Source organism: Pseudomonas sp. Xaverov 83 (assembly GCF_019352905.1).
GTDB lineage: Bacteria > Pseudomonadota > Gammaproteobacteria > Pseudomonadales > Pseudomonadaceae > Aquipseudomonas > Aquipseudomonas yamanorum.
This window is the reverse complement of sequence record NZ_JAAAFU010000042.1, coordinates 87,322-98,854: the sequence shown is the minus strand read 5'-3', so window position 1 is coordinate 98,854 and position 11,533 is coordinate 87,322. Positions and strand designations below refer to the sequence as shown.

The following is an 11,533-nucleotide window of genomic DNA, read 5'->3' as shown; positions in this document are numbered from 1 at the left end:
CTTCAAAAGTGAGCCGCTGTAAGAGCGGAACCATAGGCGGCCGTTACCTAAATAACGGATATACCCCCAATCCCCAACACACTCACCCCAATTTCACATTCATGGTAATCCGCGCGGTAAACACCAATTTCCCCTCCGCATCCAGCATCTCCACCGGCACCACCTTGTCACCCGCCGTTTGCCAATCAATCCCCTCACCATTGGCCGTCGCCGTCACGCTGCTCTTGGCCTTGGCCAGATACTCCACCGTCATCCCCTTGGGAATCCACCGCGCACCCGCCGGCACAGAAACGTCCGTCATGGTGCCCGCCGCCAACTCCGCAGCGTTGCACATGGCAATGGCGTGCACCGTGCCCAGGTGGTTGGTAATAGCCTTGCTGAACGGCACTTCCACCGAGGCAAACCCCGGCCGCAACTGGGTCATCAACGGATTGATCGTGCTGAAGTAGGGCGCCATCTGGCACGCCAGTTTGCTGAACGCTTCGGGACCGACACTGTTGAACATGCTCAAAGCCTGACTCATGGTGCTGCCTCGCTGAGGTGTGAGATTTACGGAATATTATTTCGATACAGAATTATGTTCTGTAACGGAACAGTATTCTGCCCTTGGGAAATCTGTCAAGCTGCCCGGGCTTATCCTTTCTTCAAACGATTGAGCTCATGTTCAGCATGCAAACCCCGGATCTGCTCCAGCGTTGCTTCCCTGGCCGAAGGGCCGAATTGAAGCGCGACATCTTCAAGGCCGCCCTCGACCTGTTCAACGAACAGGGCCTTGAAGCCACCACCATCGAGATGATCCGCGCACGTTGCGACACCAGCGTCGGCGCGATCTATCACCACTTCGGCAACAAGGAAGGCCTGGTCGCCGCGCTGTTTTTTACTGCGCTGGAAGACCAAGCCGAATTGCGTGGGCGCTATCTTGAATCGGCCGAAACGGCGAAGGAGGGTGTGTACGCGCTGGTTCACAGCTATGTCGATTGGGTGGACAGCGAACCGCAATGGGCGCGTTTTCAGTACCACGCGCATTTCGCCGTGACCAAGGGGCCATTCGCCGCCGAGCTGGAAAGCCGCAACCAGGCGCGCAATGCAGTGCTGAAGGATTGGATGGGGCTACCTGGGCGTGCTGATCAGCTTAATCAGGTACCGGCCGAGCTGCTGGCGGCACTGATCATCGGCCAGGCCGATACCTACTGCCGCGCCTGGCTGGCCGGGCGGGCGATCAGCAGCCCGCGGCTCTATCGCGAGACCCTGGCCGAGGCCGCGTGGCGTTCGGTGGGCGGCGCCTAGGGCGCCGAAGGCATCACGCGCACGGCGCTGGTGTCATCGCTACTTGGTAGCGCTCGTCAAAATCATCCGCCAACTGGGCTAGCGTCACCTCGCCCAAACGCTGCAGGAGCAACGCCTGGGCGTCATCAAAGGCCTGGTTCAGCGCCGCATTGACGGCCTGTTCCACCAGGCATTGCGGGTGATCGGTGGACAAGCCGACGGCAAAGATCGACGACGTGCCGAGGGCGTTGTGGATGTCCAGCAACGTGATTTCACTCAAGGGTTTGCCCAGGCTCCAGCCGCCCTGATGGCCTTTTTCCGAACGCACATAACCCTTCTCCTTGAGCAGGCCGAGGGTGCGGCGCACCACCACCGCGTTGGTACCAAGCATCTGCGCGATGGTCTCCGAGGTGGCGCGTTCCTCGTGGCGGCCCATGTGGATCAGCACATGGAGCATGCGCGAAAGCCGGGTGTCGTTTCTCATCTGCAAGCCTCTGGATTTCCTGCCCGAAAGTATCGTTCGTAACGATTAGAGTTGCGAGATGCTTGACGAGGTATTTTTACGTAACTTATGGTGTGTCGTGAATGCCCGGCAACCGATGCAAGGGCCACCAGAGAGGTCATCTTCATGGTTTACGACGTGATTATCGTGGGCGGCAGCTACGCCGGAATGTCCGCCGGCCTGCAATTGGCGCGGGCCCGGCGCAAGGTGCTGGTGATTGATGCCGGGCAGCGGCGCAATCGGTTTGCGGCCACCTCCCATGGTTTCCTCAGCCAGGATGGCCAGCCGCCGGAGTTGATCGCCGCCGAAGGGCGAGGGCAGTTGATGGAGTATCCGACGGTGACCTGGGTGCAGGACACCGCCGTTGACGCTACCCAACGCCAGGATGGTTTCGTGGTGCAAACCCGCTGCAACGGTGGGTTCAACGCTAAGCGCCTGATTCTTGCCACCGGCGTGGTGGATGAGTTGCCCGAGGTGGAAGGGCTGAAGGAGCGCTGGGGCAAGCATGTGTTTCATTGCCCGTATTGCCACGGCTACGAGTTGGATCAAGGCCGCATCGGCGTGCTGGCGACTTCGCCGCTAGCGATGCATCACGCCATGCTGCTGCCGGATTGGGGCACCACCACGCTGTTTACCAACGGCGTATTTGTGCCGGATGCCGAACAGCAGGCGCAACTGGAGCGGCGTGGCGTCCATATCGAAAGTCAGGCGGTGCGGCGGATTGTCGGTGAGCGGGCGGATATGGAATTGGCAGACGGTCGAGTGATCGCCCTGGACGGTATCTTCACCCTGTCCCGTACGCGTATGGCCAGCCCGTTGGCCGAGCAGTTGGGGTGTGAGTTTGTCGAAGGGCCGACCGGACCTTATCTACTGACCAACGAAACGCGCCAGACCACGGTGCCCGGCGTGTTTACCTGTGGTGATGCCAACCTGGCCGGCGGCTCGGTAGCGCTGGCAGTAGGTGAGGGCGTGCGCGCCGGGGTGGGCGCGCACTTTTCGATGATCTTCAGCTGAGGTCAGCGCACCAGGCACGGCCGTTTGTTATCGAACGTCCAGCCCGGAATCATGAATTGCATCGCCACGCTGTCATTACGTGCCCCCAGGCCCATGCCTTTGTACAGTTCGTGGGCGTGGGCCACGGCGTCCATGTCGATGTCCACGCCCAGGCCCGGTTTGGCCTGCACCTTGATATGCCCGTCGACGATCTTCAATGGAGCCTTGGTCAACCGCTGGCCGTCCTGCCAGATCCAGTGCGTGTCGATGGCGGTGATTTCCCCCGGTGCCGCGGCAGCCACCTGGGTGAACATCGCCAGGGAAATATCGAAGTGATTGTTGGAATGCGAGCCCCAGGTCAGGCCCCACTCGTGGCACATCTGCGCCACGCGCACCGAGCCTTGCATGGTCCAGAAGTGTGGATCGGCCAGTGGGATGTCCACGGACTGCAACTGGATCGCGTGACCCATTTCGCGCCAGTCGGTGGCGATCATATTGGTGGCGGTCGGCAGCCCGGTGGCACGGCGGAATTCGGCCATGACTTCACGCCCGGAGTAACCGTTTTCCGCACCGCAAGGGTCTTCGGCGTAGGCCAGTACGTGATGCTGGTCGCGACACAGGGCGATGGCTTCTTTCAGTGACCAGGCGCCATTGGGGTCCAGGGTGATGCGCGCATCGGGGAAGCGCTCGGCCAGCGCCGTGACCGCTTCGATTTCTTCGGCGCCGCGCAGTACGCCGCCCTTGAGCTTGAAGTCATTGAAACCGTATTGCGCCTTGGCCGCCTCTGCCAGACGCACGATGGCTTCGGGGGTCATGGCCTGTTCGTGACGCAGGCGGAACCAGTCTTCGGCATGGTCTTCACTGCGATAGGCCAGGTCGGTTTGCTGGCGATCACCGATGTAGAACAGGTAGCCGAGCATCTTCACCGCGTCGCGTTGCTGGCCTTCGCCGAGAAGGGCTGCCACCGGGACTTCAAGGAATTGGCCGAGCAAGTCCAGCAGTGCAGCTTCCATCGCCGTGACGGCATGGATGGTGATGCGCAGGTCAAACGTCTGCAAACCCCGGCCCGCCGAATCCCGCGCGGCGAAGGTCTGGCGCATGGCATTGAGGATGCTCTGATACTGGCCGATGGGCTTGCCGATCACCAGGCTGCGGGCGTCTTCCAGGGTTTCGCGAATGCGTTCGCCACCCGGTACTTCACCCACACCGGTACGGCCGGCGCTGTCGGTAAGGATCACGATATTGCGCGTGAAAAACGGCCCGTGGGCGCCGCTGAGGTTGAGCAGCATGCTGTCGTGGCCGGCCACCGGGATGACTTGCAGGCCGGTAACGACTGGGGCGCCGTTGGCGTGGTGCTGGTGTTCTGTGTTCATCGTGTAGTCCTTATTTGCTCAAGACGGGGGCGGGTTGCAGCACGCTGCTGGCGGTCGGCGCAGGCAGTGTCCTGGCGAAAAACACCAGGATGGCCGCAAGGATCGAAGTGCCCGCCAGGCCATACAAGCCGCCCTGGATCGAGCCGGTGGTCTGCTCCAGAAATCCAAAGGTGGTGGGTGCGACAAACCCGCCGAGGTTGCCGATGGAGTTGATCAGTGCAATCACTGCCGCCGCGATCCGCGCATCCAGGTAACCCTGGGGAATCGGCCAGAACAGCGAGGACGCAGACTTGAAGCCGATCGCCGCAAAGCAGATCGCGATAAAGGCAAAGATCGGCCCGCCGGTGGTGGACAGGAACATCCCGACGGCAGCGATCAGCAGTGCCGCCGCGACCCAGGCTTGCTGGAACTTGAACTTGCCCGCCAAGGCAGCGAAGGCGTACATCGCGATGATGGAAATCAACCACGGGATCGAGTTGTAGAACCCCACCTGAATGTCGCTGAGGTCGCCCATCTTTTTGATGATGCTCGGCAGCCAGAAAGTGGCGGCGTAGATGGTGAGCTGGATGCAGAAGTACAAGGCGCAGAACAGCATGATCTGGCGGTCCTTGAGCAGCTTGCCCAAGGTCGGCTTGACCGTAGTGGCGGCATCACGCTCACGTTGCTCGCGGTCGATCTCGCCCACCAGCGCATCCTTTTCTTCAAGGCTGAGCCACTTGGCGTCGTGGGGCTTGGAGTCCAGCCAGAACCACACGAAAAAGCACAGCAGTACCGACGCCATGCCTTCGATGATGTACATCCACTGCCAGCCGTGCAGGCCAAGGCCGGTGATTTGCAACAGCACGCCGGACAAGGGGCCGGAGATCAGCGAGGCGAGGGCCGAGCCGCTGAGGAAAATCGCAATCGCCTTGCCGCGTTCGACACCGGGCAACCAGCGGGTGAAATAGTAAATCACCCCAGGGAAAAAGCCGGCTTCGGCCACGCCCAGCAGGAAGCGCAGGATGTAGAAGTGGGTTTCGTTCTGGATGAAGGCCATCAACGTAGCGGTGATGCCCCAGGTGAACATGATGCGGGTCAGCCAGATGCGTGCGCCGACTTTTTGCAGGAGCATGTTGGACGGCACTTCGAACAGCGCGTAGCCGATGAAAAACAACCCGGCGCCGAAGCCGTAGGCGGCCGCACCAATGCCCAGGTCGTGCTCCATATGGGTACGCACAAAGCCGATGTTGACGCGGTCGATGTAGTTGACGATGAACATGATCACGAAGAGCGGGAGCACGTGGCTCTTCACTTTCTTGATCGCGCGGGCCAGGACCGGGTCGGTGGCAGGCGCAGCTGTCGCAGGGCTGGAAGGGGTCACGAGGTCAAACTCCCACTGATTATTGTTGTGCGGGGAAGTGCTTGGGTTACCAGAGATGTCTGACAACTTGATAGACATCATACAACTGCTATTTCAGAGATGGCAACCCTTTGTAGGCGCGAGTTTTCTCGCGAAAAGGCTCAATGATTGCGCGGAAATATTGAATATTTGCAGTGTGGCGGGGTTTTTCGCGAGCAAGCTCGCTCCTTACAGGTATTTGTTTGTTGTCATACAAGTTGGCTCATCTAAGAATGCTAGTATTGCCAGGCGCCCCTGAACGGAATTCCTGATGCAAAACCCCAGCTCGGCACCTCATCGCAAGCGCTCCCCGGGACTTGCCCACGACATCGTCACCGCGTTGACCCAGCAGATTCTCCTGGGGCAAATGGCGCCGGGTGAAAAACTGCCGTCCGAATCGGCCATCGTGGGTGAGTACGGCGTCAGTCGCACGGTGGTGCGCGAAGCGCTCTCCAAATTGCAGGCCGCAGGGCTTGTAGAAACCCGCCACGGTGTCGGCACCTTTGTGCTGGCGCGCGACGAACGCCAGGGCCTGCACCTGACCCATGACACCGCTGCCAGCGTGCGCGGCATTCTTGAGCTGCGCATGGGCCTGGAGACCCAAGCGGCCGCACTGGCGGCCCTGCGCCGCACCGACGAACAATTGCAGCAGATGCGCCAGGCACTGGATGACTACCAGGACTCACTGGCCAACAACGACAGCGCCGTTGAACCCGATGTGCGCTTCCATCGCTTGATCGCCCAGGCCACCGGCAATACCTATTTCACCGACGTGATTTATCACCTGGGCAATTCGGTAATCCCACGCACCCGAATCAATGCCGAAGAGCGCGGTGACGCGGATCTGATGGAACTGGGTCGGCTGGCGAACCTTGAGCACGAGGCGATCCTGAAAGCCATTCGCCGGCAGGACCCGGACGCGGCCAGAGCCGCCATGCTGTTGCACTTGAGCAACAGCCTGGAGCGGATGACGGGGGAGTAGTCTCGCCTGGGTCATTTTCTTCAATACCGCGATCCGTCTTCCCCTTAAGGTTCAGCTCATACCTGCACAACAACAAGGAACTGCAATGAGCTTGATCATTTCCATGGCCGCCTTCGCCCTGGCCACCTCCATCACGCCGGGACCGGTGAATGTCGTGGCCATCAGTTCAGGGGCGCGCTTTGGGTTTGCCGCCAGCCAGAAGCACGTGGCCGGGGCCGCGCTGGGGTTCACCTTGCTGCTGGTGCTGATTGGCCTGGGGCTGCATGAAGTATTGGTGCGCTGGCCGCTGCTGACCCAACTGATTCAATGGGGCGGGGTGGCGTTCCTGTTGTACATGGCCTGGAAGCTGGCGGTGGACGATGGGCGACTGGACGCTGAAGGCACGGCCACGGCGCCCTCGATGCTCTACGGCGCGATCATGCAGTGGCTCAACCCCAAGGCCTGGCTGGCGTGTGTGGCAGGCATGGGGCTGTTTGTCGCCGATGGTGATGCCCGGCAAGTCTGGCTGTTTGCGGCGATCTACCTGGTGATTTGCTACCTGTCGGTGGCGTGCTGGGCGTACGCCGGGACGTTCCTGCGCCGTTACTTGAGCAACCCCCAGGGCATGCGCCTGTTCAATCGCTCCATGGCCGCGTTGCTGGTGGCCAGCGTGGGGTATCTGCTGCTGGCCTGAGTCAGCCGCGATATTGCCCGGGCGTCGCCGCCAGGTGCTGTTTGAACGTGCGCTGGAAATGCGCCTGGTCAGAAAAGCCGGCTGCCAGTGCGACGTCGGCGATCAACTGGCCGCTGCGTAACTGGGTGCGGGCAAACTGGATGCGCCGGTTGACCAGGAATGCATGGGGCGTCATGCCGTAATACTGTTTGAACGCACGGATCAGGTAGGACGGCGACAGCTCGGCCGCCTGGCAAATGTCTTCGAGCTTCAGGGCCTCGGTGCAATGCTCGCGAATATAGTCGGCGGCGCGCTCCAGTTTGTGATTGACCTCACGCACCGGGGTTGTCGAAGGATTGAGACGCTGCTGCACGTCGGTGAAAAAACTCACCACCGCACTCTGCTTGTGCAGGTGTTCGGCGTGGTTGTCCACCAGCACCTCATACAGCTCGTTCAGCCCGATGTACAACGCGATATCCGTGGTGTGCGTGGCGGTGAACGGTCGAAAGTCCTGGTCCTTGCTGAAACCCAGCTGGTGCTGCAGGTCGGTCAGCCAGGCCGTATCGATATACAGCATGTGATAGGACCAGGGCAGATCATCAATGGGGTTGCAGGCGTGGACATCCCCGGGGTTCATCAAGACCACGGTGCCGGTGCTGATCTTGAGGGTCGATGCCCCATGGATGTACAGGCTCTGCCCGGACGTGATCGCACCGATGGAAAAGTGCTCGTGGGCGTGGCGGGTGTAGCAGACCTTTCGCCCGTCGGCGATGGTCCGCGCCTCAATGAACGGCAGGCGTTCGTCGCGCCAGAAGGAAGGGGCAGTCGGTTCGAGGGGCGATCGCATCACTACAAGTCTCACCGGTAAACAATGCAGTGAATAATTACACAGAAACTGGCCTGCAACGTTTCATTTCATGGTTTCGGGTTCCATTCTGCGCAGGAAACCGACCCGCGGATCTACGCCGTTGATGGCGTCTGCCAGGGAAAGGGGTTGCCTCGCCGCCGCTCGCGCCTCATCGGCGCCTGCCAGCAAATGTTGGTCAATCACGATAGTGGCAATGGCCAGGCTGCGTGGCGAGGTGAAGGTGTTGGGCACCGCAGGGCCCGGCCCATAGACGGCAGGCAGCTCGGCAAAACGTTGGGCGATGACCGTCGCTTGTTGCTGCCCGTTGGGAAGGGTGCCGCGCGCGTACGCTGACCAATCGATCGGCAGCGGGCTGCCTTGGGTATTGCCGGTGCGCAGGGCCTGCTCGAACGTTTGCAGGGTCAGGCCCGGTAGTGGGGCAACCTTCAGTTGCTTTGGGAAAAACTCGTAGAAGCGTTTGTCGCGGGCGTACTGACACAGCACCAGCACCCCGAATCGCCCGATGCCCGGTGGTTGCCCGCTCGCGCTGGTGCGCGGCGTTTGCAGGCGATGGAATTCCAGCTTTCCATATTCCATAGCTTCACGACTCAGCAGGGTCAGTTGTGACATCCAATACATGATCGACTGTATCAGCGCTGCGCGCACCGCCGTGTAGCGTTTCTCGAACTCGGTGGCAAAGGCGGAATGGATCGACCCCAACTCATCGAACCGTGGCGCCATGCTGGCGAAATCCACGTCCTTGACGGTCGAGCGCCATTGCGTAGTGCCCTTGGTCAGCTGGCCTGCCATGTGCAACTGAACCAGCGAAACGGCGGTGTTGGCGGCGATGCCCGGCGGCGGGTGCGTACCTGGCCTGGCCTGCCATTGTATGACCCATCGCTCCAGGTAGGGGTTGCCGGCAAACACCCGCTGAAGATCCTGCAAGGCCATCTCATACAGGCTGATATGCCCGTTCTTCAGCAACTCGGAACTGACCTGCAGCAGGTTGATCTGCTCGTTCAACGCGGCAATGGCGCGATTCTTTTCGGCGGTATCGCGAGGCTCGATGCTTTTGACCAGCACCCCGTTGGCCACGGCCCAATCGGTAATCGGCAGGCTGCCCCGGCGGACCCTGCGGGAAGGAATGATGAAGTAGATCATCGCCATGAAGTCAGTGAAGCGCATGGCCCTTGACGCGCCTGGTGTTTCAGCTTCGATCAGGTCTACGTATTGCTTGAAATGCACCCAGGTATGGGAACTCATGTACGACACCTCATCAGGAATGTCCCGTACCAGGAATTCCGGAGCGGTGCCCGCCAGCAGCAGGTGCGTGGCCATGGGCACGGCGTTGGTGCGCAAGACCTTGAACTGGACCATGGCTTCTACGACGCCAAGTACTTCATCGAAGGTCAGGCCCCAGTTGTGGGAATCAGTCAGGTCGTAACCAGCGACAGTGGCCCGCCGCGTACCGGCGTTCGCGTCCAGGCTGAGAATCAGTGCGGCAAACAACAGTGCGTTGCGGCTGGCACGGGTGTTCGCAGCGCTGGCATGTTCTCCGTACCAGCCCACGGTTTCGGACAGCCGCGCGGCCAGTGCCTGGGCCCGGGGCGACGCCAATAGTTGGTGCAGCAGCAGATCAGCCTCGGCGCGCACTTGGTCGCGGTTTTTTTCGCCTACGACCACTTCGCTCAGGTAGTCGAACAGTTTTACGTCCGGGTTGGGCAGGAAGGCGGCGACGGTCTGCAGCACCTGTTTGCGTTGCGCTGCGAGCAGTGGCATCACCTGCAACGCCCGCCAGTAGTTGCCGTGACGGGGCGGCTTGAGTATCGCGATGCCCAGCAGGCGTGCGGTGATGTGCGCCTCTTCACGGGTGGTGGGGAGCGCCATCTGGTACAGGTTAAGTAACTGTCGCAAGCTGACCTGGCCATCGCTGCTGATGCGCCCGCCGGATTGGCGGGCCAGCTCCAGTAAGGGCTCGGCCATCGAGGTCAGGCTTGAGAGCGGCGTGTCGGTACGGGTGAGTACCTTGGGGGTATCGTCCAGCGCGTAGCCACTGAGGTCGCCGTCCGCGTTCAGTACGTATACCCGGGCAAGGTCGAACTGGCGGCTGGCGCTCACGCGTTGAAAGGCCGCTTCCTGGCGCAGGCCGGCGAGCAATTGCGCGCCTTTGTCGATCAACCCGAAAAAGGGTGAGCCCAGGGCCAGGTTGAAGGTCATGTCCAGGGTGCTGTTGAGCTGTGTATCGAGGGTGATCGACTTGAGTGCTGCCCGCATGGTGTAGCGGTCGTTGAGCACCGCGATATGCCGCGTGTGTTTGCTGACGGCCATCAATGAGTGCGCCGCCGAGCTGACATAAGGAAACGTGGCAGCCGTGGTGGCGCGTAGCTGTTCGATCAGAGCCAGGGCTTCCTCTGCGCTGGCGGGCCGGGGCAGCCGATATACCGTCATCAGCGCGGCCAGGGTGAGGCTGGCGTCCGGCAATACGTCGGTATGGGCGAGATTGGCCAGGCGTTCGAGTTCGTCCCATTGCTGGTTCAGCGGCGAGTTATTGGAGCGATCCAGGGGCGAGCTGTTGACCTCTCGGTCGTCGATCACGGCAATCACTGCTTTTTGGTCGACGGAGTAGCGGTAGGTGGTTACTGCGCCTTCACTCGACAGGTTGAGGCTCGCGAATTCTTCCCCTTGCGTCACGGCGTCAAGCAGCTGTGCCGCGTACTTTAACGTGCTCGACAGCATCGAGTCCGAGTCCAGGCTGCATCGTTGCAGGTAGAGCTGGAGCCAATCGAAAGGCGGGCTGCCGTTTGTGCTTTGCCCCAGGAGCGTCTGCAGCGCGTCGGCCAGTTGCTGGTAATCCCGCTGCTCCTCGGTCAGGCGCTTGCGCAGGGTTGATTTGAGGCGACCGCTTTCATCGACACCGGGCAGCGTGTCAAGGGTGTGGATCTCTTCGAGAATCACCTGGGCCTGCAAATGATTGGTCGGTACCGGGTAGCCGTAGAACGGCAATACCAGGTTCAGCGGCAATTTTCGCGAATGAGGCTCGACGGGGTTTTCCATGAACGGCAAGCCGGCGTTGACCGTGTCGATAATCTGCACCACCTCCAGGATCGGATTCGCGACACGCCACCAGTCCGAGTCTTTGTCCAGGGTGAAGGTGTACGGTGTTTTGACCGTGCCTTCCAGGATATAGGCCTGCAAATCGCCGCCCCGAAACACCAGGCTTGCCAGTTCCAGGTCATGGCGTGAGGCCCACTCACGAAAGGCTGGGCGGCCGATGGCATCGCAGAAGAGGCGCGCCCACTGACCGAGCATGGTGTTTTCGGGCACGCTGACCAGAATGGGTTCGGTGGCCGGTGCGGTGCCCTGGGCAACCAGGCTGATCAACCCGGCGATCAGCTCGGCAATCAGCGCTTGGTCATCCTTGAGGCGCAATGCCTGGCGCTTGATCAGTTCCAGGGCGGAGGGCGAGATGTTCTTCAACAGGTGGGACAGAAAGGGTAAGTCATCCATGGCGTTCAGGCTCTGTGCAAGGTCGCCCACGTG

The 11,533-nt window shown here is 61.0% G+C and carries 10 protein-coding genes; 4 read left to right on the top strand and 6 right to left on the bottom strand.

Features of this window, described 5'->3' with window-relative positions:
* Positions 1–82: 82 nt before the first annotated feature.
* Positions 83–523 carry a hotdog fold domain-containing protein gene (locus K0H47_RS14930; RefSeq protein ID WP_063030800.1) on the bottom strand — a complete coding sequence of 147 codons (441 nt, stop codon included), beginning with the start codon at positions 521–523 and terminating at the stop codon, positions 83–85.
* A gap of 146 nt (positions 524–669) precedes the next feature.
* Between K0H47_RS14930 and K0H47_RS14925 the strand changes: the two genes are divergently transcribed.
* Positions 670–1,287 carry a TetR/AcrR family transcriptional regulator gene (locus tag K0H47_RS14925; protein WP_177071773.1) on the top strand — a complete coding sequence of 206 codons (618 nt, stop codon included), beginning with the start codon at positions 670–672 and terminating at the stop codon, positions 1,285–1,287.
* 13 nt (positions 1,288–1,300) lie between these two features.
* Here K0H47_RS14925 and K0H47_RS14920 read toward each other — a convergent pair whose 3' ends face one another.
* A complete protein-coding gene (locus tag K0H47_RS14920) occupies positions 1,301–1,750 on the bottom strand; it encodes an Rrf2 family transcriptional regulator (RefSeq protein ID WP_177026756.1) in 450 nt (149 codons plus the stop codon).
* A gap of 144 nt (positions 1,751–1,894) precedes the next feature.
* Between K0H47_RS14920 and K0H47_RS14915 the strand changes: the two genes are divergently transcribed.
* Positions 1,895–2,782 (top strand): NAD(P)/FAD-dependent oxidoreductase, encoded by an 888-nt coding sequence (locus K0H47_RS14915; RefSeq protein ID WP_177026755.1) that lies wholly within the window; start codon positions 1,895–1,897, stop codon positions 2,780–2,782.
* 2 nt (positions 2,783–2,784) lie between these two features.
* On the opposite strand, the gene gudD is transcribed toward K0H47_RS14915, so the two are convergent.
* Together gudD and K0H47_RS14905 are read right to left on the bottom strand one after the other, a co-directional pair.
* A complete protein-coding gene (gudD, locus tag K0H47_RS14910) occupies positions 2,785–4,134 on the bottom strand; it encodes a glucarate dehydratase (RefSeq protein WP_219273081.1) in 1,350 nt (449 codons plus the stop codon).
* Between the two features lie 10 nt (positions 4,135–4,144).
* The gene (locus K0H47_RS14905) at positions 4,145–5,494 is read right to left on the bottom strand and encodes an MFS transporter (protein ID WP_218263745.1); all 1,350 of its coding nucleotides are present in this window, start codon (positions 5,492–5,494) and stop codon (positions 4,145–4,147) included.
* A 289-nt stretch (positions 5,495–5,783) separates the two neighbouring features.
* Here K0H47_RS14905 and K0H47_RS14900 point away from each other — a divergent pair, with 289 nt between their 5' ends.
* Positions 5,784–6,494 carry a FadR/GntR family transcriptional regulator gene (locus K0H47_RS14900; protein WP_017477549.1) on the top strand — a complete coding sequence of 237 codons (711 nt, stop codon included), beginning with the start codon at positions 5,784–5,786 and terminating at the stop codon, positions 6,492–6,494.
* An 85-nt stretch (positions 6,495–6,579) separates the two neighbouring features.
* Positions 6,580–7,167 (top strand): LysE family translocator, encoded by a 588-nt coding sequence (locus K0H47_RS14895; RefSeq protein ID WP_177071764.1) that lies wholly within the window; start codon positions 6,580–6,582, stop codon positions 7,165–7,167.
* Position 7,168: 1 nt separating this feature from the next.
* Here K0H47_RS14895 and K0H47_RS14890 read toward each other — a convergent pair whose 3' ends face one another.
* A complete protein-coding gene (locus K0H47_RS14890; RefSeq protein ID WP_219273079.1) occupies positions 7,169–7,993 on the bottom strand; it encodes a helix-turn-helix domain-containing protein in 825 nt (274 codons plus the stop codon).
* A gap of 63 nt (positions 7,994–8,056) precedes the next feature.
* Positions 8,057–11,500, bottom strand: coding sequence for a hypothetical protein (locus K0H47_RS14885; protein ID WP_219273078.1), 3,444 nt, complete (start codon positions 11,498–11,500; stop codon positions 8,057–8,059).
* Between the last annotated feature and the right edge of the window lie 33 nt (positions 11,501–11,533).

What these genes read in the sequence shown, in the direction of transcription:
- K0H47_RS14930 (WP_063030800.1), bottom strand. Translation starts at nt 523, where the DNA reads ATGAGTCAGGCTTTGAGCATGTTCAACAGTGTCGGTCCCGAAGCGTTC.
- K0H47_RS14925 (WP_177071773.1), top strand. Translation starts at nt 670, where the DNA reads ATGCAAACCCCGGATCTGCTCCAGCGTTGCTTCCCTGGCCGAAGGGCC.
- K0H47_RS14920 (WP_177026756.1), bottom strand. Translation starts at nt 1,750, where the DNA reads ATGAGAAACGACACCCGGCTTTCGCGCATGCTCCATGTGCTGATCCAC.
- K0H47_RS14915 (WP_177026755.1), top strand. Translation starts at nt 1,895, where the DNA reads ATGGTTTACGACGTGATTATCGTGGGCGGCAGCTACGCCGGAATGTCC.
- gudD (WP_219273081.1), bottom strand. Translation starts at nt 4,134, where the DNA reads ATGAACACAGAACACCAGCACCACGCCAACGGCGCCCCAGTCGTTACC.
- K0H47_RS14900 (WP_017477549.1), top strand. Translation starts at nt 5,784, where the DNA reads ATGCAAAACCCCAGCTCGGCACCTCATCGCAAGCGCTCCCCGGGACTT.
- K0H47_RS14895 (WP_177071764.1), top strand. Translation starts at nt 6,580, where the DNA reads ATGAGCTTGATCATTTCCATGGCCGCCTTCGCCCTGGCCACCTCCATC.
- K0H47_RS14890 (WP_219273079.1), bottom strand. Translation starts at nt 7,993, where the DNA reads ATGCGATCGCCCCTCGAACCGACTGCCCCTTCCTTCTGGCGCGACGAA.
- K0H47_RS14885 (WP_219273078.1), bottom strand. Translation starts at nt 11,500, where the DNA reads ATGGATGACTTACCCTTTCTGTCCCACCTGTTGAAGAACATCTCGCCC.